The sequence below is a fragment of the Steroidobacter sp. genome (genome assembly GCF_036402275.1).
Classification (GTDB): domain Bacteria; phylum Pseudomonadota; class Gammaproteobacteria; order Steroidobacterales; family Steroidobacteraceae; genus Steroidobacter.
Genome location: NZ_DASWTF010000052.1, coordinates 46,434 through 68,617 on the forward strand (window position 1 = coordinate 46,434; position 22,184 = coordinate 68,617).

A 22,184-nucleotide genomic window follows, 5' to 3' on the forward strand; every position below is an offset into this window, starting at 1 on the left:
CGGCCCCGCGTGGTACACACATGTGACACTTATAATGTGTGTCCGGCGGGGCCGGTTGCGCTCAACTGTCGAGCTGGTCGCGCACGCTGTCGCGGCTGACCAGCTTGTTGAAGCGGCCTTCCTCCTGGTACAGGAGCGCCAGCTCGTTGGCGTCGAAGGAGTCGAAGAACTCGTCCCAGGAGATCTTTTCCAGCGACTCCTGCCCGGAAAAGCCGGTGAAATCGATACGCAGGATGCCGGGATCGTTCTTACCGCCCGTGCCCTTCACATGCGCGGGGCAGCCGCCGTTCTGTTCCACCCATTGGCGAATGGTGTCGTGGTCGACTGTGGCTCGTGCTGCTGACATGGCTTGGCTCCTCTGTGAGACCTCACGTGTGCGTGGGTGTTGGTCTAACGCATCGTCGTTGGATGATGATCCGCCGTGTTTCGGAGGCGTAGGTGGCTCGCAGCGGCAGAGTCAGGGATGTTCTCCCGGCACCGCGACGCACGCCGTCGCTACGCTTCGCTCGCGCTGGCGCGCGCGACGTTGCTGTACTTCCCTGTAGCTGCTAAGCGGAAAAACGTCCTGTTTGATCCATTTGCCGGGAGAACATCCCTGACCCTGCCGCTGCCGACAGCTCAGTGGTGGCGTGAGGCCGGGGATGTCAGCGGGCGTTCGCCTTCGTTGCAAGCACGCCGTCGCCGTGAAGTTTTGTTTTGAAGCCGCTGTGTTTGAGTCGGCTGGCGACTTCGGTGGGTACGTCGCGGCCGGTGGTGAGTTTGTTGGGCGAGCCGGTGTAATGGAACATTCGTCCGCCGCGCTTCATCACCCGCGCCAACTGATCGTAGAACGCTTGTGAGTACAGCTCGCCTGCAATGCCGAAGCGCGGCGGATCGTGCAGGATCGCATCGACGGAGGCGTCCGGGATCGAACTGATTTGTTCCGTCACGTCGCCCTGGGTGAGCGTGAGCACGCTCCCTGGCTGCGGTGACCAAGGATTCAGACTCCGCAACCAGACGACATCGGGATTCTTTTCGAAAGAAAGAATGCGCGCAGCCCCACCCTCCAAGCACCAGGCCGCGAAATAGCCCAGCCCGCCGCACGTATCGAGCACGATCTTCCCTCGCGGCTCGATCAACGCAACCTTGGCTTTCGCATCCTCGTACGGCGACACCTTCTCGCTCGGTAGCATCTTGATGCCGTCGATCTCGAACGTGGGTGCGCCCCACTCCGTCGGCACGAGCTTGATGAGCGAAGCGCTGTAATGCGACACCACCGCGAACTCGCTGCCGTTCCAATAGTAGATCGTTCGCTCCTTGCACTTCTCCAGATACGGATAGCGTTGCCCAGCGGATGTCCATCCAATTTCATCGACCGTTACAGTCGTGGTCGTGCGATCCAAGTCGAGCGAGCACACAACTTCCGCAACGCCTTTGCGCAGCCCACGCAGCAGTTGCTCGTGCACTTTCGATGTCAGCAGCGGGCCCATCGTCGTTTCAATCGATCCTGTCATGCGCGACATGATACCGAGCCTGCCACATCTAAGCTTGCCCTAAGTTTGCAGGACTACCGTGCCGAGGCATTGAGCAAAGGAGCACGGTCAATGCAACTGAACGTGAACGGTGAACGCCGCGAGGTCGATGTCGATGACGACGCGCCCTTGATGTGGGTGCTGCGGGAAAAGCTGGGACTGACCAGTGTGAAGTTTGGCTGTGGCGTCGGCGTGTGTGGGGCCTGCACCGTACACATCGATGGCGTCGCTCAGCGCAGCTGCACGACGCCGCTGTCTGCCGTGGCAGCGTCCAGCGTGGTTACTCTCGAAGGCTTGCCGGGCAGTGCCGGCATGCAGCCGGGTCAACTGCATCCCGTGCAAACCGCATGGATCGAGCAGCGCGTGCCGCAGTGTGGCTACTGCCAGCCCGGCATGATCATGGCCGTCTCTGCGCTGCTCAAACAAACGCCGCAACCGACAGACGCGCAGGTGAACGAGGCGATCACCAACCTGTGTCGCTGTGGGACGTATCCTCGCGTGCGTCGAGCCATCCAGTCGTTGTCGCGGAGCTGAGCATGGCGATCTCACGACGTAAGTTTCTAATCGGCAGCGGCGCGGTCGTCGGCGGTGGCGTTCTCGTCGGGTACGTGGGTTACAGCTCCGCCGAGTCGAACACTCACGAACAAGCCGCGAAGCTCACCGAACACAATGGTGCGAGGTTGCTCGCGGGCTGGGTAACGATCGCTCCAGATGATGTCATGACCGTGCTGGTCCCGCACGCCGACTTCGGACAAGGCACGCATACAGCGTTGGCGATGATGCTGGCCGAAGAGCTGGATGCCGATTGGTCGAAGGTGCGCGCGATACAAGCGCCGGGGGACGACGCATTCGCCAATTGGTTTCTCGCCGAGGCGTTTAGCTTGCAGCCCGGCGTGCTGCTCGACAGCGGTATCGCCGATCCTATTTTCAAGATCGTCGCGCGTCGGCTGGGATTGCAAATCACTGGCGGCTCGACTGCCGTCCGCTGCACCGGCGAGTTCGGCTTGCGCCGCATAGGCGCGGGCGCGAGACAGATGTTGATCCGTGCCGCTGCGAAGAAATGGTCTGTTAGCGCCGATAGCATCACGACGAAGGACAGCGTGGTTATCCACGCGGCCAGTGGACGCACACTGCGATATGGCGAGCTCGTCGATGCAGCCTCGCGCCTCTCCGTTCCGAGTCGACCGCCGCTCAAACCTCGCGAGCAACATCGCCTGATGGGCCAATCGGTATTGCGACCGGATATTCCTCTCAAGGTGACTGGATCATTCAGCTATGGCATCGACGTGCGGCTGACGGAGTTGCGCTATGCAGCCACCAAGGCAGCGCCGGTCCACGGTGGCAGGCTCATCGCCGTGGACGTCGAGCCGGCAATGAATATGAAGGGCGTCGAAACCGTGATGAGACTGCCCGACTCCGTCGCAGTCATCGCTCGCGAGCCGTGGCAGGCGTTGCAAGCGGTGGCGCGCCTGGACCCGCGCTTCTCGGCAGGCGATGCGTCGGCAGTCTCCACTGATAGCTTGTATGCGGACCAACTCATCGCACTCGATCGCGCCAAGCGCGAACAGATGTTGAAGATTGGCTCCGCCAAGAAGACGCTAGAGGGCGCACAGAAAAGAATCGAGTCGACGTACCGGGCGCCCTTCCTGCATCACGCCCAGATGGAGCCGATCAACGCCACCGCCCAATGGAAGGACGGCGAGTTACACGTCTGGACCGGTGCGCAAGACGCCATCACGACCCGACGTTTCCTCGCCGAAACGGCAGGCGTATCGACCGACGCCATTCATCTGTACACGCTACCCCTGGGCGGCTCGTTCGGTCGCAAGACGGGCCCGGACGCGGATGCGATCTACTACCCGCAACTCGTTGCGATCGCTAAGCAGTGCGCGCCACATCCTGTGAAGTTGATCTGGAGTCGTGAGGAAGACACCGCGCAAGGCTGGTATCGCCCGCAGGCGACCACTCGCATCACCGCGGCGCTCGGCCCGGATGGTCTGCCGATTGCGTGGTCGGAAGTATTCACGGAGGGCCGGCCCGGACGCTCCATCGCCTATCCCATTCCTTATGAGATTCCGCATCAGCTGTTCGAACAGGTGCGCGCGCCTCATCACGTTCGCATCGGTCCGTTACGCAGCGTCAACAGCACCCAGCATGGTTTCTTTCGCGAAAGTTTCATCGACGAACTGGCTCACGCCGCGAGACAGGACCCGTTGCACTACCGGCTCGCATTGATGAAGAACGACGCCCGCGTGCAAAGAGTATTGAAAGAAGCGGCCGAGCGATCCGATTGGGGACAGTCGCTACCGCCGGGCCGAGGCCGAGGCGTCGCGCTTCACATCGAATACGAAAGCGTCATCGCCCAGGTGGTCGAAGCCTCCTGGGAACCGACTGGCGTCAAAGTTCATCGCGTCGTTGCGGTCGTGGACTGCGGCGATCTCGTGCACCCGGACACCGCGGCTCAGCAAGTGGAAGGCGCAACCATCATGGGGTTGTCGAACGCGGTCGCCGAGCAAATCAACATCGCCGAAGGCGCGGTGGTCGAGAAGCTGTTCTCCGACTATCGCATTTTCACGTTGGCCGACACACCGACGATTGAAGTTCATTTCCTCGGCAGCGACGCGCCGAGAGGCGGCTTGGGCGAGCTTGGCGTGCCCGCAGCTGCGCCGGCACTGGCGAACGCGATCTTCGCAGCCACTGGCCTGCGTGCTCGCCGCACGCCGCTGAACTCAGCCATTCGCGAGCTGCAAGTGCTGACAACCGACGCACTGGCTGCACTCTGAAACAAACGCACCGTGGGCGCTCGCATCTGACGCGAGCGCCCACGCGCAGTGACTACGGCATCTTCACCCGCATCGGCATCGGCAATGACGCCGTGCGGCTCGGCATCGGCGCGCGATCGGGCGCTGCAAGTCCGGTGACCAGCTCATCGATGCGCACCGAGCTCCCGGTCTTGAAGCATTGATTGGCGGCGACACCGATCAGAATGGAATACGCGCCGCCGCGCTCATCCGACGCACGCTTGTATTTGTCGGCCGGCGCGTCACCGAAGATTTCGGTCAACATCACGTCGTCGCCACCGCCGTGCCCGCCGGTCCCCGTCCAGGTCTCGATTTCACGCGGTGCGCCCCGCAACGGAATGATTCGCGTGGTCACGCCGTCGTCCTTGATCTTGCCTTGCGTCTCATCGGCGCCCGCGACACCGGCCTGCTCGACCACCGAGTGTTCGATGCGGCCCTTGGTGCCGTTGAAGGCGATGTGATAACCCTCCCACGAGTTGAAGGCGTTCAACGAATAGCTGAGCGTGACGCCCGTGTCGTAGCGAACCACGACATTCATCGTGTCCTCGATGTCGATCTCCGGACGCCACACGCACTTGTCGCGGAAATAACCATCGTGCTGCTCGTTGTCGAGATACAGCGCCTTGAGTCCCGGATCGGCCGCCAGATCGAAATAGAAATTGCATGCGCTCTGCTCGGGGCAGGTCCGGCAACGCTCGTGATGGCTCTTCAAGCCCATACGCCTGGCCATGGTCGGCGTGTAGAACTGACGCTCACCCACCGCGACGACGGACTGCGGCTGCGCGCCCAACCACCAGTTCACCAGGTCGAAGTGATGCGTGGCTTTATGAATCATCAAGCCGCCGGAGGTGGCCTTGTTACTGTGCCACCGCCGGAAGTAGTCGGCGCCGTGCACGGTGTTCAACAGCCAGTTGAAATCGACCGACAGCACTTCGCCGATTTCATTGTTCATCAGCATGTCTTTGATCTGCGTGCGCGGCGGTGAATACCGATAGTTGAACGTCACCCGCACATGCTTGCCACTGCGCTTGCACGCATCGAGGATGCGCTGTGCCTTTTCGGCCGTCGTGGTCATCGGCTTTTCGGTGATGACGTCGCACCCCGCATCCAGCGCGCGCACGATGTACTCGTCATGCGTGGCGTCCGGCGTCGTCACGATGACGGTGTTCGGCTTGGTCTCACGAATCATCCGGTCGAAGTCAGCGGCCTTATAAGGCTTCGGCTTGCTCGCGCCAGTGGCGGAAATCGTTTTGACGGCCAGGGCCGCACGGCCCGCGTTGGTATCGCTAACGGCCACCACTTCATTGGAGTCGCGAAATTTGCCCGTGATTGCACCGGTGAACATCCGCGAGCGCGAGCCCAGTCCGACCACCGCGAAACGCTTCCTGGGCGGGGCCGCATAGGCAGTCGTTGCCAAACCAAGCGCGGCGACTCCGGCCGACTTGATCAGCGCGCGGCGATCGAGCCCGGAAGGATCTTTGTCGTTCATGCATAAACCCCTTGGAAAATAGGCATTTCAGCGCAGTCCGCAGCGCTCCTTGGTAGCGCTCGCGAGCGGCCTCGGCAGAGACATTTGTCTGCTTTATTCCAGCACGTCGATCGAACCATGCCAGCTTCCGTCGAGGCTCGCATGCGCACTCAACCTCTAGCCAACTCCGATCAACTATGATAATTCTCGCTCATTGTCAGTCACGGCGGCAACAAGTGGTAGCGATATCACGCAGGAGTGAGTCGAAGGCAGCGGCTGATAGAAGCCGGTCACCATCAAAATGATTCAAATCCGCTCACGCTGAGTGCAGCAACTGCGGCGCGAGCGCGGAACACAAATTTTCTCTTCATAGGGGGCTATGAAATGGTCAGGAGATCGAAGCATCGCCGGTGCGCGGCTGCGCTCGGCTTTGGTGTGGTATTCGCGGGTTCTACTTTCGGTGTGCAGGCGCTGGCGCAAGACGCACAGAACCCGGAAGTGGAAGAAGTGCTGGTGACGGGTTCGAGAATCGCGCGCGAGGGTCTCGACACCTCGACGCCAGTCAACGTCATCGGCGTGGAAGAAATCAAACTCTCGGGCGCGCCCAACGTCGAAAAGATCCTGAGCGATGCGCCACAGTTCGTCGCATCCACCAACGGCGGCGCTTCGGCGAACACGGTGCCAGGCGGCACTGCCGACGTGAACCTTCGCGGCTTCGGCGCGTCACGCAACCTCGTGCTGGTCAACGGCCGACGCTTCGCGATCTACGGTCCGGAGCAAGTCACCGACCTCAACACGATTCCAACGGCGCTGATCGAGCGCACCGAAGTCGTGACCGGCGGTTCTTCAGCCGTGTACGGCTCGGACGCCATCACTGGCGTCGTCAACTTCATCATGCGCGATGACTTCGAAGGCGTCGAAGTGACCGCGCAAAGCAGTTGGGACAGCCCGACCACCACGCCGACCTACAACGTCGATCTCACCGTCGGCGGCAATTTCGCCGAAGGTCGCGGCAATGCCGTCGTGTCCGTGAACTATCTCAATCGTGGCGCCATCACTCGCGGCGAACGCGGTGAGTGGGCATTCGACTCGCTGTCCGACGGTTGCGTGACACCGGAATCGTTCAGTCGCGACCACGCCGGCGTGCCAGTCGCCGTGCCCCAGAACTCGACTTGTCGCGCGCAGGGTGGCGTGCCCGGTTTGATCGCGGGCGGCAGCGGCGATATTCCCAACGGCCGCTTCACGATCGGAACGGCCTCCAACGCAGGCATCGTCAACGCGCTGAATGCGGCCGGACTCGGCGGCATGGGCCCGCGTGGCTTCACGTTCGACGATGCCGGCACGACCGTGCGCCCGGCGCTTACTCCGCAGGACGATTTCAATTTAGGTCCGGATAATTATCTGCAGGTGCCGCAGGAACGCTGGATGGTGAATGCGTTCAGTCATTACGACTTCACCGACAAGGCCACCGGCTACCTGGAATTCCACTTCAGCAACAACCGCGTCGATCAGCAGCTCGCGCCGACCAATATTGGCGGCCCGTTCCTGTTCAACATCAACAACCCGTATCTCTCGGGAGAAATGCAGGAAGTGCTGCGTCAGTTGGACATCGCGGAGACCGGCCCGACCACCGTGGTCACCGGCACCAGCTCGCGAGTGAACAACCCGAACGACGGCTTTGCGACGCTCAACGTCGGCCGACGACTGGTCGAAGTGGGTCTGCGCGAAAACGTCTCCGATCGCAACGTCTGGCGCATGGCCTTGGGCATGCGGGGCGACATCGGCGATGTTTCCGACAGCTTCCTGCGCAATCTCGCCTACGATGTTTACTACACGTTCGCGCGCACCGAGGAAACGAGCCGCCAATCGGGCAACGTTTCTCGCAGTCGCTTTCAGACTGCCCTGCTGTCCAACGGCGGCGCGGCTCCACTGTTGAACATCTTCGGCCAGAACATTTCGCCCGAGGCCGTCGACGCCATCTCCATCGGCGCGACCAACGTGACCGAAGCAGAGCTGCAAGTGGCGGCCGCGACGCTGTCCGGTCAGCTGATCGATCTGCCCGCCGGCCCTCTGGCATTCTCGGCGGGCGTCGAGTGGCGTTATGCCTCATCGCAGTTCGTGCCGGATGAGTTTCTCCGTTCGGGCGACGTGGTCGGCTTCAATCCCGGCCTGCCGACCGAAGGCGACGTGACGGCGAAAGAAATCTTCGGCGAGCTGCGCATTCCGTTGTTGAGCGGCATGCCGTTCGTCGACACACTGGCCGCCAACGCCGCGATCCGACGTTCGGATTACGATCTGGAAGGCGTGGGTGCGGTGTCGACTTATCTATATGGTCTCGATTGGCGTTTGAATGACGACGTCGCATTCCGCGGTCAATTCCAGCGCGCGATTCGAGCACCGAACGTCGCGGATCTGTACGGCGGTCTGCGTCAGAGCGTCGAGCCAGCGACGGATCCTTGCTCAGACAGACAGCCTGCCTCGGGGCGGACCGACGCCGTGCGCGCATTGTGTATCGCGAGCGGTGTTCCGGAGAGCGCAGTGTTCGGGTCCGGCGTGCAGCCGAACACCATCATCCCGGCGTTGTTCGGCGGCAATCCGAATGTCGGCGAAGAAGAGTCGGACACTCGCACCTTCGGTGTCGTGCTCACGCCGCAGGCGTTGCCGAAACTGGCGGTGACTCTCGACTACTTCGACATCACGCTCGACGGCGCGATCGCGCAGTTGGGCGGCGGCCTGAACAATACGTTGAACCTGTGCTTCAACATCATTCAGGACATCAACAGCGAGTTCTGCCAGGCCATCAATCGCAATCCGGTGACCGGCGAAATCAGTGTGCCGTTCTACGCGGAGATCCGGCAGGCCAACACCGGCGGCTTGGAAACCTCGGGCTTCGATCTGCAGGCGCGTTACGGCTTCGACTTCGGTTGGGGCCTGTTCGGCAACGGCAGCTCGCTCAACATCAACACGGCATGGACGCGCACGGATGAGTTCACGCTGACGCCGGTGCAGGCGTTCCCGAACGTGAAGAACCGTTGCGTCGGCTCCTTCGGCACGACTTGCGGCGAGCCCATTCCGGAGTTCAAGGGCGTGACGCGCTTCACCTGGACGACCGGACCGTTGAGCCTCAGCTTGCGGCATCGATACATCGACGACGTGACGGTCGATCGATACCTGCTGCCGAAACGCGCGGGCGCGACACCGCCGGCCTATGCGGACCTGGTGAATCCCAAGCTCGACGCGATGAACTATTTCGATCTCTCGTTCTCGCTCGATGTGGGCCGCTCCATGGAAATCTTCGGCGGCATGAACAATCTGCTCGACGACGACCCGCCGCTGGTCGGCAGCTCGCAGATCCGCGCCAACACGTGGCCTGCGACCTACGACTACAACGGTCGCACCATGTTCATCGGCGTGACGGTCCGCACGTTGTAGTTGAAAAGGTGTCGGCGTGACAGTCACCCCCATGCTGTCACGCCGCCACAGGGATGGTTCCACATGAAGCCGATTGCGTTTGCTCTCGCCGGCGCGCTGGCGCTGGCCACGGCGTTTGTCACTACCGCGAGCGCCGCCGATCCGCCGCCCATTTACCGCAATCCGGTTTTGCATTCGGATTATTCCGATCCGGATGTCATTCGCGTCGACGACCGCTATTACATGGTGGCGTCGACATTTCATTTTTCGCCGGGCCTGCCGGTGCTGAAGTCCAGGGACCTGGTGCACTGGACGCTGATCGGCCACGTGCTGTCGCGGCTCGACTTTCATCTCAGCTATGACCTGCCCGGCCCGGTGGAATTCGACGACACCACCGAGCGCGTTCCTTTCAATACCAAGATGGGCCACCGCTACGCGGCGGGCGTGTGGGCGCCTTCGATCCGCTTTCACAATGGCCGCTTCTATGTGTACTTCGCCACGCCGACCGAAGGCGTGTTCATGGCCAGCGCAGCTCGCGCCGAGGGCCCGTGGAGCGCGCCGGTCAAGGTCATCGATGAACCCAACCTGGAAGATCCCTGCCCGTTGTGGGACGACGACGGGAACGCCTATCTGATTCATTCGCGCGTCGGCGCCGGTCCGTTGATACTGCGCAAGATGACGGCGGATGGAACCAAAGTGCTCGACGCCGGAAAGGTGATCGTCGAGGACAGGCAGCGGCTGCCGATTCTCGAAGGACCGAAGCTGCTCAAGCGCGATGGCTACTATTACATCTTCGCGCCGTATGGCGGTGTTGGCGAAGGCCCGCAAGCTGTCATGCGCTCCCGGAACATCTACGGGCCTTATGATTTTCGCACCGTGCTTTCCAAAGGCACGACGCACGTGCAGGCGCCTCATCAAGGCGGCTATGTGGAAACGCCGTCGGGCCAGGGCTGGTTCTTGCACTTCAACAGCACCGGCGCATACGGCCGCATCGTTCACATGCAGCCGGTGCGTTGGGAGGATGGCTGGCCGGTGATGGGCGAGTTGTTGCCTGGCGCGCCGCACGGTCAGCCTGTGTTGTCGCATCCAGTGCCCGATCTGGGTGGGAAGTTCGATCCGGTCTCGATACAAACATCGGATGAGTTCGACCGATCGAGCTTGGGCGTGCAGTGGGAGTGGAATCACAATCCCGCCAACACTCACTGGAGCTTGAGCGAGCGGCGCGGATTTCTGCGTTTGAAGGCGCTGCCGGCGCCGAATTTCGTCAGCGCGAAAAATACGCTGACCCAGGTTCTGCATGGACGGTCGTCGCAGATCACGACGCGCATCGTGGTGAAGGAGATGCGCGACGGTCAGAAGGCGGGGCTTGCGATGTTCGGCAAGCGGCCCAGTTGGATCGGATTGACGCAACAGTCCGGTCAGCGGCGACTCACTTTCTCTTACGCGGGCGCCGATACGCCTGGCGATGTCATCGCTGGTGAGTCACTGCTACTTCGGGTCAATGTCGACGACGAGTTCGCGCGCTATTCGTATAGCGTGGACGAAGGCAAAACCTTTAAACCTTTCGGGTCGCGGGCGAAGCTGATGTTTAGCTGGTGGAAGGGGGCACGCCCTGCCCTGTTCACCTACACATCGAATAGTGGCGGCATCGCCGACTTCGATTGGGTGCACGTCGAAGACACCAGCATCGACCGGCAAGCGCTGGTGAAGCGGCACAATCCGACGCTGACTCGGATCGATCCGTCATCGCCGCTGATGGTCGGCAACGGCAACATCGCGTTCACCGCGGACATCACCGGTCTGCAGACGTTTCAGGAGCAGTACTCCCCACTGTCACCCCTGCTGACTCAAGCGCAGTGGGCGTGGCACAGCTTTCCCAATCCCAAGGGATTCAAGTACGAGGACAGCCTCGTGGCCGTGGATGTGCGAGGTCAGCCGCAACAGTATCCCTGGTTGAAGGATTGGTCGGAGGCGAAGCGGCCCGAGATCCAATGGCTGCGGGAGAATCCGCATCGCTTTTCGCTCGGACGGTTGTCGCTGCATCTTTTGTCTCGCGATGGGAAGCCAGCGAAGTTTGCGGACCTGAAACAGACCCGGCAGACGCTGGACTTGTGGGGCGGCACGCTGCGGAGCCGCTTCGAATTCGAAGGTCAGCCGATCAAAGTTGAGACCAGCGTGCATCCGCGACTCGATCTTCTTCTGGTTCGAATCGATGCGCCGACGATTGAGGGCTCGCGGCTCGGCATCGATCTCAAATTCCCTGGCGTTGCCGCGCAGCTCAATCCCAATCCGGCGGACTGGCAGCACCCGGAGCGGCACGTCACGCAGGTGCTCGCAAGGTCCACGCGGCAGCTGTCTCTCGAACGACGGCTCGATGACACTCGCTATTTCGTCGAAGCTGCCAGCGACGAGGATGTGACGTTCGATTCCATCGCGCCTCACACGATTCGTGTTCTGCCGAAAGACGGTGATGGCGCCTTCACGTTCAGTGTGCTGTTTTCGCCGGAGCGGCATCCGCAGGCGCTTCCATTAGCGGCCACTACGCGCACGGCCGTTGCTACTCAGTGGGACTCGCATTGGAACAATGGCGGCGTCATAGACTTCTCAGGCAGCACTGATCCGCGCGCGAAGGAGCTTGAGCGCCGGGTCGTGCTCTCCCAATATCTGATGGCGCTCAACGCCGCGGGGACGTTGCCGCCGCAGGAAGAAGGCTTGTTCTCCAATAGCTGGAACGGCAAGTTCCATCTGGAAATGCATCCGTGGCACGCGGCGCACTTCGCGTTGTGGGGTCGGACGGAGTTACTCGAACGCAGCATGCCTTGGTATCAGCAGCATCTCCCGCAGGCCAAGGCACGTGCCGCTTCACATGGAGTGACGGGTGCGTGGTGGCCGAAGATGGTCGGGCCCGACGGTCGGGAGAGTCCGAGTACGATTACGCCGTTTCTAATGTGGCAACAGCCGCATCCCATTTTTCTGGCCGAGCTGATTTATCGCGACCGACCGAATCCTGTCACGCTGGCGCAGTATCGAGAGCTGGTGTTCGAGACGGCTGAGCTGCTCGCATCCTTCGCTCATTACGATGAGAAGGGCGACAGGTACGTGCTGGGGCCGCCACTCATCCCGGCGCAGGAAGTGTTTCCGCCGCTGAGCACGTTCAATCCCACGTTCGAGCTCGAGTATTTTCGCTTCGGCCTTGCGACGGCGCAGGCGTGGCGCGAGCGGTTGAAGATGCCGCGTAAGACGGAGTGGGATCGGGTGTTACAAAAGCTCTCGCCGCTGCCGCAAAGAGAGGGTTTGTATCTCGCGGTCGAATCGTTTCCGCAGCAGTGGGAACAGGCGCGCAGTCCGGTGTGCTCGAATGGGAAGACGGCTGAGCAATGCTGGAATCGTGATCATCCGTCGTTCGTCGGCGCGCTCGGGCTGCTGCCGGGTGCGGGCGTCGATCGCGAGACCATGCGCCGAACGTTACGCGCCGTGGAATCGCACTGGGATATGCGCCAGACGTGGGGTTGGGATTTTCCTCTGCTCGCGATGACCGCGGCGCGACTGCACGAGCCGGATAAGGCCGTCGATTACTTGCTGCACGCGTCGAGGAATTTTCAGTTCGGCGTCAGCGGGATGACGCCGCGCGTGCATCTGAATGAGCACGCCGCGGATCTCGTGCCATCCAACGCCACAAATGGAAATGCCGATGCCGGGTATCGCCGCCTCGCCGAGACCTACTTCCCCTCCAACGGCGGCCTGCTGCTCGCCATCGGCCTGATGGCCGCAGGCTGGGATGGCGAGCTCGCGCACTTGCCGGGCTTTCCAAAGGAAGGCTGGAAAGTGCGCGCCGAAGGATTGCGACCATTGCCATAATGAAGCGAGCTCCGCGTTTCCGCAGAAACACGGAGATCTCGCCCAAGCAGACCGTCCTTCCTGCTCGGAAATGCACGGCTGAGTACAGCACGTTTCCGCGGAAACGTTTCGGCCGGCGCGAGCGAACCTTGCGGCTTAGCGAGCGTTTCTGTACGCAACGACGCCAGCTTCTTTTTGGATCCCGGCGTTTTCCATGACACGCTTGGCTTCGCTGGGCCAGCGGTTGCCCTTCACCACCTGATTTCCCTCCATGAGATTGTTGTTATAGGCATCCCACAGCCCGCCGACCTTGCCTTCGGTGTGCCAATTGCCGACGGCCTTGTTGTCCGTCGATGTGCGCAAGGGTTGATAGCTACCCACCGTGTTGATGTTCAACCAGGTGCCCGCGCCGTCGACCACGTTGTTACGCATGGTGATGTAACGCGACCCTTCGTCCAGATAGAGCGCGATCCGATCTGGGATTCCGTAGATGTAGTTCTCCGAGATGAACGTGTCCGGGCTGGCGGACAAGTTGTAGATCGCGCCCCCATCGTGGAATAGCGTCTTGATATCGTAGATCCGGTTGTAGGCCACAACCACGCGACGGTGCATCGTGGGCGTGTCGTAAGTGAGGTTCTCCGCGTGGTCGTAGTGCCCGCGCTCGGCGACCCGGTACACCGCGTTGCCGCCGACATCGTTGATGCCCCAGCCCCAACCGATGTCGATGCCGTCATACGGCGCGTCCGAAATGTCGTTGTGCAGGATCAGCGCGCTGTCGACATACGTGCTCAGGATGGCGCTGTTGTCCATGTACACCTGACTCACCGTCTTGATCCGGTTGTTGGTGATCACAATGTTCCGATTCGCCATGCGCGGAGTCGAAGGATGATGCGCGTCGCGGCTGATCCCGCCCGCCAGAATCGCGCCACCCGCCAGATCGTTGAACACACTGCGCTTCACTTCGACGCCACGAGCACCGAGACCGACGCCCGTGGCATGAGCGTTGTCATTGTTGCCTATTCCCAGACCAATCTGGCCGAGGTGCGCGAACACGACTTGATCGAACACGATGCGCTCGGCCGCCGAGACCTGCACGGCCGCCGGGATCTGCAACCAGTCGTTACGCCGCGTCTCGAACACGCGACAGCCCCAGACGCAGCTCTTGTATGCGTCCTTCGGGCGACCCGGCGTCACCCCGGTGAGATATGCGCCGCTTTGCTGATCGGCATAGCCTTCAGGCGAAGATGGCCCCATCCAACTGCTGTAAGAAAATCGAATGCCTTTGAACGTGAGGTCGCGAATGGGACGCTCATACGTGCCGCCGATCGAGACGAGATAAGGCAGGCGCGGCAGTTCGGCGCTCATCTGCTCCGGCTTCACACCCTCGGCCGGACGGTAATAGAGCTTGCCCGCGTCCGGATCGACATAGAACTGATTCGGCTGAGTCAGAAACGCCAGCGAATTATTCAGAAGCAAATGCGCCGATTCCGAGCCGACGGGCGCATTGAGCGTGTCATAGCCCCACGTGTTGTTGTCCCACGCGGGCTGCTGCATGAGCAGCTTGCGGCCAGAGATGCTCTTCACCGGTGACAGCCGATTGGTGAAGTAGCCCGTCGCCTGCACTTCGATGCGGTGTTGCGCGGGAAGCTTCGCTAGATAGTCGTACTGCGGATCATTGATCGTCATTCCCTCAGCGTCGAACTCGAGTACCGAGCGAGGAATCTCGATGGATGCGGGTTTGGCGAGCCGATTGTCGACCCACAGCTGCCGCGTATCCGTGCCGGCTGGCACCTCGGCAACGTAAATCTGTTTCGTGGCATCCGATACCTTCCATCCCGTGACAGGCACGGAGCCCGCCACGACCGGCGATGCGTTCGCCGCCGCCTGCCAGGTCACGTTGTTGCCGTCCTGCCCGCCGTCGGCGGCAGTGAAATGCAAAGGTTCAGCGAGGCGGTAGATGCCATCGGCGAGAACAACGACCACATTGGCGTTCGAGTTGACCGAACGCACTGCCTGCTGTGCGCGCGTCAGCGTCTTGAACGGACGACTCGCCGAGCCATCACCCGCGTCGTCGCCCTGCGGGGAGACATTGAAGGTGACAGTTTCGACATCGCGTTCGTTCTCCGGTATGAAGGCGCTAGAACCGATGGCAGGCCACAGAAGTACCGCGCATGCGATGCCCCGACTCAAAGTTGATGTCATCAAATCCCCCGTACTTCGGCGCCACCCGCAGCGTCGAGGCTGGAGCGGCAAACTGTTGAAGCGGCGATGCGCTCACCGCCGCTGAAACACCGGCGCGCGTTTCTCTTTGAACGCCGCGCGGCCTTCGGCGGCGTCGGCGGTGGCGAAACAAATGGTTTGCAGGTCGCGCTCATATTCCATCGCTTTTTCGAGCGGCATCGAACAGGCGGCGCGCAGGTTCAGCTTGGCGGTTTCGGCGGCAACGGGCGCGCGGCTGGCGATGGTTTCGGCGATGGCTCGCGCGCGCGGCATCAGCTCTTCCTGCTCGACCAGCTCGCTGATCAAGCCCCAAGCCAACGCCTTCTCCGCATCGATCGGATCGCCGGTCATCAGCATGAGCGCGGTGTTAGATAAGCCGATGCTCTTGGAAAGAAACGCCGCCATCCCGCCGCCGCCAATCCAACCCAATTTGATCTCCGGCGCCGCGAAGCGCGCATTCCGGGAGGCGATGCGGATATCGCAGGAAAGCGCTGTTTCCAGCCCACCGCCAAAGGCGTAACCGTTCACCGCCGCGATACTCGGCTTCAACAGCCGATGAATGGCGTCGCAGTAGTCGGCGCGATTGCGAAAATCCCACGGCGTGGCGTACGTATCCAACTCGGCGATATCGGATCCCGCGCAAAAGGATTTCGGGCCCGCGCCCGTCACGATCACGCAGCGGATCTGGTCGTTGCGATTACATTCCTCGGCCGCGGCTACAATGGCCTTGGACATCTCCGGCGTCGCGGCGTTGAGCTTCTCGGGGCGATTCAAGGTGATGGTGGCGACGTGACCCTGCACGTCGAACAGCACTTTGTCGGTCATGAATGAGCTCCAGCTCGCGAGAACGCATGCTGGATGTCATCCAACACGGCACGGTGCGGCCGGCCTTCGGCCAAACCATCGCGAATCAATTGTGAGCAGCGCGTCTGAAAAGCAATCGCGCCGTTGAATCTAGGCCGGACGTAAGCCTTCTCGAGCGTCTCGGCCGTCTGCTGATAGAAGCCGTTCCACTGCTCGTTGACCGCGCCGTTGTGCCACGACGAACGCCGGCTCGGCTGACCCTCGTGCGACGGGATGAAACAACTCTGCGCGCCCTCGGACATCAACCAGCGCAAGTGATTCAACAACTCGGGCGAGGGCTTGCAGCGGGTAGAAATCCCGATGCCCGTTCCACCGAGCGTCGATCCTGGTCGCCCACCAACCGTCTGCCTCGGCGCGTTGGCGAACGAAATCGCCGCCACCTCTGAATGAGCCGGCCGCGCATAGTTCACGTATCCGTAGATCAGCGGGCACAACGCCACGGTACGCGATCGCGCCATGTGCCCCAGCATCCCAATCGGATTCAGCGTCCACACGATCGACGGGCTGCGACTGGCAATGCGAGCCATCACGTCGAGCACGGCCGCGCCAGTGTCGTGCGATACAAACACCTGAGGATCGCCATGTGCAGGCGGCTCGCCAAACGCCGTCGCAATCGACTGGAACGTCAACGCAGCGTGCGGGCCAGCGAGGGACAACGCCACAGGCAAGCGCTTCGACAACGCAATTACCTCGTCCCAAGTGGACGGCGCTGCACCCTCGATGAGGTCCGCTCGATAGGCCATGACTTGCGTAGCCGCGTCCAAGGGCAGCGCCCAGTGCTGGCCGTCATATCGATAGCTGCTCAAACACGGCCCGATGGTGTCGCGCTCCAACGCCGCAATCTCGTCGGCACTGAACAGCCACTCCAACGGCTGCAAACATCCCGCCGCCACTGCCTCGCCGACATGCGGATGATCCAGCACGACCAGGTCGTAACGAGCGCACAGATCCGCAATGGGATGTGCTTCGAATCCTTCCAGCGGCTGCTTTTGCCACGACAGCGCAAACCCGTCGCGGCTTGGATCGAGCCGAGCCGCGGCGGCAGCGAGCGCGTTGTACCCGCGAGGATGATCCCAAGTCAGTCCAAGATACTGCATCACGAGCTCGCGTCAGTCCTGCTTCACCACGCCGCTGCCGATGAGGCTGTCGATCTTCTCCGGCGAAAGGCCGGCCTCCTGCAACACGGCTCGCGTGTGCTCGCCCGTTTGAGGAGCGCCACGATGGATGGTCGAAGGCGTCTTGCTGAAACGAATCGGGAAACCCGGCACCTTCACGCGGCCTTCGCTGGGATGGTCGTACTCGACGAATGTGCCGTTGTGCGCGATCTGCGGGTCCTTCACCACGTCCTCGTATCCGTACACCGGTCCCGCCCAGATGTCGTTCTTCAGGAACAGCTCGATCCATTCCTGAGATTTCCTGGTGTGGAGGCGCTCGCGAGTACGAGCAAAGATCTGGTCGCGATACGTCCAGCTGTCTTTCTCTTCGTCGACCATCTCGGCAAAGCTGGGCTCGCCGATCAACTCGCCGAGCTTCCGCAGATTGGCGAAAGCCATCACGATGTAACCATCTGCCGTCGGAAACACACCATAGGGCGCGCGAATGTAACTGTGAGCATGCGGCTCGGCCGAACGCACCTGGGGCTTCTTGCCCACGGTGAACACAGACAGTTCCTGCATCTGAATGGCGACGATCGCATCGAGCATATTCACCTGCACGAGCTGACCTTCTCCGGTGCGCTCGCGATGTAGCAGAGCAGCCAGCGCTCCCTCGAACGCGGTGTAAGCCGTGACAGCATCGGCAAGATACTGCCCCGCCGGTGTTGGCGGCTCGCCCGCGCGACCAGCGGACAACATCGCGCCGGACATGCCTTGCAGCAGCAGATCCTGTCCCGGCCGATCGACGTAGGGTCCGGTCTCGCCGTAGCCAGAAATCGATACGTAGACGAGACGCGGGTTGATCTTGCTCAGCGTCTCGTAGTCCACACCGAGGCGTTTGGCGACGCCGGGGCGATAGTTCTGGATGAACACGTCCGCCGTCTTCACCAACTCGAGCAGCACCTGCTTACCCTCGGCGGCTTTCAAGTCCACCGCGAGCGAGCGCTTGTTACGATTCAACGAAAGAAACGAAACATTGATGCGATTGCCCGTCGCGCCGCCGGCGGCGCGAAACCGCTGCCACTCGCCCGCGACCGGCTCGACCTTGATGACGTCGGCCCCGAGATCGCCCAGGCGTTGCGCCGCGAACGGCCCCGCCATGGCGATCGAACAATCCAGCACCCGATAACCTTTCAACACACTCATCTGAAGTTCCTTAATGCATCACCCAGCCGCCATCGACATTGAGCGTCTGGCCGGTGATGAAGCCCGCCTCGTCGGAGGCGAGGAAAGCCAATGCATTCGCGATGTCCAGCGGCGTACCGCGGCGTTTGACTGCCTGACGCTCCAGCACGAAACGCGTGTAGCCTTCCGGGTCCGGATGGATCTTTTCGGCGTCGGTCGGGAACGCTCCCGGCGCGATGGCATTCACAGTGATGCCGTGCTCGCCAAACTCACGCGCCCACGCGCGAGTCAAACCGACGAGCGCCGCCTTGGATGCGACGTAGGGAGAAAGCAATGCCCATCCGCCATAGAACGTCACACTGCTGACATTGACGATCCGACCCCATTGCTTGGCGCGCATGCCCGGAAGTGCGACCTGGACTGCGACGATGCCGGCGTCGACGTTCACACGTTGCACAGCCTGGTGCTCTTCGACGGTGAACTGCTCGAACGGCTTGGCGGGATAAATGGCCGCGTTGTTGATCACAACATCGTAACCGCCAACGCTCTTAGCCATCGCTTCGATGTCGGCGCGGAAGCGCGCGAGGTCATCGAGATTCGACTGCAACACTTTCAGGCGCGAGCGTGATGAAGGCGGCACCGCAGCTTCGAGCGCGGCGATCTTCTCTGGATTGTTGTCCACCGCGACCACGCGAGCGCCTCTTTCGAGAAAGGCCACCGTCGTCGCCAATCCAAGCCCGCCGGCCGCGCCGGTATAAAGAATGGTCTTGCCCGCGATGCTCACGCGACCTTCTCCTTCGAGCGGCCGCGAATGCGCGGGAAGTTTCCAGAGGGCTGCGGGAAATCGTCCTTCGGCTGCTCGGCGATGGCGCGAATCCGCTTTTCCACCGCGGCGATGTCGGATGCGCCATCGAGCACCTTGAACACCGTGTCATAGCGACGCTCATCGCCATGCTCCAGCCAGATCATTTCTTCGCGCTGGCGCGCGAACTGTTTGCCGAACACGTGGTGGGTCGAAGGCTCGATGCCCAGCGCATACTGCCCGGACTGCAGGTTCTGCCATTCATACTGGCAAGGGAACTGATCCTTGCGCGTCTCCACCAGGAATCCGAAACCGATGGCGTCGTTCACCAGCGCCACGGGAACTATGCCACCCGTATCAGCGCCCATTTCGTGCTGCCACACCTGCTCGTGAAATCCCAGCTGCGGCTTGGGCAATTCCCGATAGCCGACGCCCTGGATGCGATATTTCTCGGCTGCATGCGCAGCCCAGACGACGTCGCGAATGGGCGCGAGATAGCGCGAACCCTCGGCAAGCACCGGATGGCCGACATTGATGTGATAGCAGTACATGTGCGGCGTGCGATAGAAGCCGTGATTCACGACTCGATCGACCATGCGAATCTCGTCGGAGCCGACCTTGGCTTCAATGCGGCGGATCAAGTGCAAGTCTTCGCCGAACACAGCGGACTGTTGCACGACGCCCTCACACCACAGCGTGCACTCATCGCCCTCCCAACGCTCGCCATAGCCCGTGAGCCGAGCTGGAATGGTTCCGATGCGACCGTGCAGCGATGACTGAACCGATTTGCGTGGTCCATACACGTACTGACTCGCATCGTCGTCATCCATGAACAGGATGTGATCGAGACCGCACGTCACGACCAAGCCGGAGAAGGAGCGCAGCCAAGACAAGCCACCCTCGCCTTCATATTCGTGCAGACCGGGGTGACGAAAACCTGTCGGCGAATGCCAGCCAATGGCTCGTCCCTTGTGTTCGCACTCCGCGATATCGAGCGCGCGATCCACGAGCACCGTGAAGCGCAAACCAGTGCCGGTTCGAAACTCCAGCATGCGAATGCCGCGTTCGACGCCGTCCGACAGTTCCATCAGACGTACGCCGGCGAACTGCGAGAGCATGCCGGCGTGAGCGGACACGTCGCGCCGTGAATTCAATTGGCCGTAGAGCTTAGCCATGGCTGTTCCTCGCTACGGCCCGAGTCTCGAGGCCATAAATCCGAGCGGCGGTGTTGCCCCATATCCATTCGCGATCCGACGCGGACAGCTGGGCGGACCAACGCTCGACGATGTCCGCCGTTTCGGCATAGGAAGCGACGAGCAGACACACCGGCCAGTCGGAACCAAACATCAACCGGTCCGCACCGAACATCTCCAATGCGACATCGAGGTAGTCGCGCAGATGATTCGCGTCGAACTTGCCGCTGGCATCATTGGCTTCTGTGACGAGGCCGGAGAGCTTGCAAACGACGTGAGGCAACGCCGCGATCGGCGCGAGATCGCGACGCCATGACGCGATCTGGCGATTCCGAATGTCCGGCTTGCCCAGATGATCGAGCACCAGCCAGTGCGCATCGCTTTTGCGGCTGAACTCGGTCACCGTCGGCAGCTGATCGGCCGACACCAGCAACTCATAGATCATCGAACGGCTTTGAATCAGAGCAACGCCGCGCCGAAACGCGGCGCTGTCCACCAAAGTGCCGGCCTTGGGATCGTTTTGCAGGACGTGCCGAAAGCCGATGAGCTTGTCGCTGCCTGCCCAACGCTCGAGCCGCTGCGAGAGCTGCTCGTCACACAGATCGACCCAGCCAATGACGGCCGCGATCCAGGGATACTTCGCGGCGAGGTCCAGCAGGAAATCCGTTTCCTGCTCGCTCATGCGCGCTTGAACCGCCACGCAGCTGTCGATACCCGCTGCACTCAGCAGCGGGCGCACATCATCAGGCAGGCGATCGCGCTTGAGCACCTGCATGTCGGCGCTCATCCACCCATATTCCTGGGGATCGAAGCGCCAAAAATGGATGTGCGAATCGATGCGCATCAAGCGCCGTACCACTTATGGAGGTGCGAATCGATCCGCATCAAGCGCCGTACTCCTGATGAAGGTGCGAATCGATGCGCATCAGGCGCCGTACTCCTTGACGGTCTGGCGCTGCTCGCCGAGCTTGTCGATGCCAAGACGCACGACATTGCCAGGACGCAAATAAACAGGCGGCTTCTGCCCCAGGCCCACGCCCGCGGGGGTGCCGGTCGAAATCACATCGCCGGGCTGCAGGCTCATCATGCCGCTCAGATAGCTGATGAGAAACGGAATACGGAAAATCATGTTCGCGCTGCTGCCGTCCTGATAGCGCTTGCCATCGACTTCGAGCCACATGCGCAGTGCATGCGGGTCCGGCACTTCATCTTTGGTGACCAACCACGGACCCGTCGGACCGAACGTGTCGCAGCCTTTGCCCTTGTCCCACGTGCCACCACGCTCCAGCTGATACTCGCGCTCGGACACGTCGTTGATCACGCAGTAACCGGCGACGTGCGACAACGCATTCGCCTCGTCGATGTAGCGACCGGCTTTGCCGATGACCACGCCGAGCTCCACTTCCCAATCGGTCTTGCGCGAGCCGCGAGGAATCTCGATGGCGTCGTTCGGCCCGACCACCGCGCTGGTCCATTTGCCGAACACCACCGGCTCGGCGGGAATCGGCAGATTCGATTCCGCCGCGTGATCGGAGAAATTCAGACCGATGCAGATGAACTTGCCGATGCGGCCCACGCATGCGCCGAGGCGCACGCCGTCGGCGACCAGCGGCAGCTGGGATGTATCGATCGAGGCAAGCTTGTCGAGCCCGGCGGGCGTCAACGCGTCGCCGGCAATGTCAGGCACGACGCCGCTGAGATCGCGAATCTTTCCAGAGGCGTCCAGCAGTCCTGGCTTTTCCTGTCCCGGCGGGCCGAAGCGAAGTAGTTTCATGGGTTCTCTCGGTGGAAGTTGGAG

15 protein-coding genes are annotated in these 22,184 nt (G+C 61.7%); 4 read left to right on the forward strand and 11 right to left on the reverse strand.

Translation table 11 applies throughout. The features are described 5' to 3' along the window. Positions 1–61: 61 nt before the first annotated feature. Positions 62–346, reverse strand: coding sequence for a hypothetical protein (locus VGD45_RS30700; RefSeq protein ID WP_331159227.1), 285 nt, complete (start codon positions 344–346; stop codon positions 62–64). Positions 347–644: 298 nt separating this feature from the next. After that, entirely contained in the window at positions 645–1,502 is an 858-nt protein-coding gene (locus tag VGD45_RS30705; protein ID WP_331159228.1) for a class I SAM-dependent methyltransferase, read from the reverse strand. An 81-nt stretch (positions 1,503–1,583) separates the two neighbouring features. Between VGD45_RS30705 and VGD45_RS30710 the strand changes: the two genes are divergently transcribed. Further along, entirely contained in the window at positions 1,584–2,045 is a 462-nt protein-coding gene (locus VGD45_RS30710) for a (2Fe-2S)-binding protein (RefSeq protein WP_331159229.1), read from the forward strand. Positions 2,046–2,047: 2 nt separating this feature from the next. Then, complete coding sequence (locus VGD45_RS30715; RefSeq protein WP_331159230.1) at positions 2,048–4,294, forward strand: xanthine dehydrogenase family protein molybdopterin-binding subunit; 2,247 nt, start codon at positions 2,048–2,050, stop codon at positions 4,292–4,294. A gap of 52 nt (positions 4,295–4,346) precedes the next feature. Here VGD45_RS30715 and VGD45_RS30720 read toward each other — a convergent pair whose 3' ends face one another. Continuing rightward, positions 4,347–5,801 carry a Gfo/Idh/MocA family oxidoreductase gene (locus tag VGD45_RS30720; protein ID WP_331159231.1) on the reverse strand — a complete coding sequence of 485 codons (1,455 nt, stop codon included), beginning with the start codon at positions 5,799–5,801 and terminating at the stop codon, positions 4,347–4,349. A gap of 363 nt (positions 5,802–6,164) precedes the next feature. Here VGD45_RS30720 and VGD45_RS30725 point away from each other — a divergent pair, with 363 nt between their 5' ends. Further along, complete coding sequence (locus VGD45_RS30725) at positions 6,165–9,212, forward strand: TonB-dependent receptor domain-containing protein (protein WP_331159232.1); 3,048 nt, start codon at positions 6,165–6,167, stop codon at positions 9,210–9,212. A gap of 63 nt (positions 9,213–9,275) precedes the next feature. Beyond that, positions 9,276–13,049: a glycoside hydrolase 43 family protein gene (locus tag VGD45_RS30730; RefSeq protein ID WP_331159233.1), complete on the forward strand. Its 3,774-nt coding sequence runs from the start codon at positions 9,276–9,278 to the stop codon at positions 13,047–13,049. A gap of 135 nt (positions 13,050–13,184) precedes the next feature. Here the strand turns inward: VGD45_RS30730 and VGD45_RS30735 are convergent, their stop codons facing one another. The 8 genes from VGD45_RS30735 to VGD45_RS30770 all read right to left on the reverse strand — a co-directional run bounded on the left by VGD45_RS30735 (position 13,185) and on the right by VGD45_RS30770 (position 22,160). Beyond that, a complete protein-coding gene (locus VGD45_RS30735) occupies positions 13,185–15,230 on the reverse strand; it encodes a right-handed parallel beta-helix repeat-containing protein (RefSeq protein ID WP_331159234.1) in 2,046 nt (681 codons plus the stop codon). Between the two features lie 72 nt (positions 15,231–15,302). Next, positions 15,303–16,073, reverse strand: a complete 771-nt coding sequence (locus tag VGD45_RS30740; RefSeq protein WP_331159235.1) for an enoyl-CoA hydratase/isomerase family protein — start codon at positions 16,071–16,073, stop codon at positions 15,303–15,305. Then, positions 16,070–17,209, reverse strand: coding sequence for an ABC transporter substrate-binding protein (locus tag VGD45_RS30745; protein ID WP_331159236.1), 1,140 nt, complete (start codon positions 17,207–17,209; stop codon positions 16,070–16,072). The genes VGD45_RS30740 and VGD45_RS30745 overlap by 4 nt, the downstream gene beginning before the upstream one ends. Before the next feature lie 12 nt (positions 17,210–17,221). Next, on the reverse strand, positions 17,222–18,412 hold the full coding sequence (locus tag VGD45_RS30750) for a CaiB/BaiF CoA-transferase family protein (protein ID WP_331159237.1): 1,191 nt from the start codon (positions 18,410–18,412) through the stop codon (positions 17,222–17,224). Between the two features lie 10 nt (positions 18,413–18,422). Continuing rightward, positions 18,423–19,175 (reverse strand): SDR family NAD(P)-dependent oxidoreductase, encoded by a 753-nt coding sequence (locus VGD45_RS30755; protein WP_331159238.1) that lies wholly within the window; start codon positions 19,173–19,175, stop codon positions 18,423–18,425. Further along, positions 19,172–20,368, reverse strand: a complete 1,197-nt coding sequence (locus tag VGD45_RS30760; protein ID WP_331159239.1) for an aldose 1-epimerase family protein — start codon at positions 20,366–20,368, stop codon at positions 19,172–19,174. The genes VGD45_RS30755 and VGD45_RS30760 overlap by 4 nt, the downstream gene beginning before the upstream one ends. Further along, positions 20,361–21,230 (reverse strand): amidohydrolase family protein, encoded by an 870-nt coding sequence (locus VGD45_RS30765; protein WP_331159240.1) that lies wholly within the window; start codon positions 21,228–21,230, stop codon positions 20,361–20,363. The genes VGD45_RS30760 and VGD45_RS30765 overlap by 8 nt, the downstream gene beginning before the upstream one ends. Positions 21,231–21,311: 81 nt before the next feature. After that, positions 21,312–22,160, reverse strand: a complete 849-nt coding sequence (locus VGD45_RS30770; RefSeq protein ID WP_331159241.1) for a fumarylacetoacetate hydrolase family protein — start codon at positions 22,158–22,160, stop codon at positions 21,312–21,314. Between the last annotated feature and the right edge of the window lie 24 nt (positions 22,161–22,184).

What these genes read in the sequence shown, in the direction of transcription:
- VGD45_RS30700 (WP_331159227.1), bottom strand. Translation starts at nt 346, where the DNA reads ATGTCAGCAGCACGAGCCACAGTCGACCACGACACCATTCGCCAATGG.
- VGD45_RS30705 (WP_331159228.1), bottom strand. Translation starts at nt 1,502, where the DNA reads ATGTCGCGCATGACAGGATCGATTGAAACGACGATGGGCCCGCTGCTG.
- VGD45_RS30710 (WP_331159229.1), top strand. Translation starts at nt 1,584, where the DNA reads ATGCAACTGAACGTGAACGGTGAACGCCGCGAGGTCGATGTCGATGAC.
- VGD45_RS30715 (WP_331159230.1), top strand. Translation starts at nt 2,048, where the DNA reads ATGGCGATCTCACGACGTAAGTTTCTAATCGGCAGCGGCGCGGTCGTC.
- VGD45_RS30720 (WP_331159231.1), bottom strand. Translation starts at nt 5,801, where the DNA reads ATGAACGACAAAGATCCTTCCGGGCTCGATCGCCGCGCGCTGATCAAG.
- VGD45_RS30725 (WP_331159232.1), top strand. Translation starts at nt 6,165, where the DNA reads ATGGTCAGGAGATCGAAGCATCGCCGGTGCGCGGCTGCGCTCGGCTTT.
- VGD45_RS30730 (WP_331159233.1), top strand. Translation starts at nt 9,276, where the DNA reads ATGAAGCCGATTGCGTTTGCTCTCGCCGGCGCGCTGGCGCTGGCCACG.
- VGD45_RS30735 (WP_331159234.1), bottom strand. Translation starts at nt 15,230, where the DNA reads ATGACATCAACTTTGAGTCGGGGCATCGCATGCGCGGTACTTCTGTGG.
- VGD45_RS30740 (WP_331159235.1), bottom strand. Translation starts at nt 16,073, where the DNA reads ATGACCGACAAAGTGCTGTTCGACGTGCAGGGTCACGTCGCCACCATC.
- VGD45_RS30745 (WP_331159236.1), bottom strand. Translation starts at nt 17,209, where the DNA reads ATGCAGTATCTTGGACTGACTTGGGATCATCCTCGCGGGTACAACGCG.
- VGD45_RS30750 (WP_331159237.1), bottom strand. Translation starts at nt 18,412, where the DNA reads ATGAGTGTGTTGAAAGGTTATCGGGTGCTGGATTGTTCGATCGCCATG.
- VGD45_RS30760 (WP_331159239.1), bottom strand. Translation starts at nt 20,368, where the DNA reads ATGGCTAAGCTCTACGGCCAATTGAATTCACGGCGCGACGTGTCCGCT.
- VGD45_RS30765 (WP_331159240.1), bottom strand. Translation starts at nt 21,230, where the DNA reads ATGCGCATCGATTCGCACATCCATTTTTGGCGCTTCGATCCCCAGGAA.
- VGD45_RS30770 (WP_331159241.1), bottom strand. Translation starts at nt 22,160, where the DNA reads ATGAAACTACTTCGCTTCGGCCCGCCGGGACAGGAAAAGCCAGGACTG.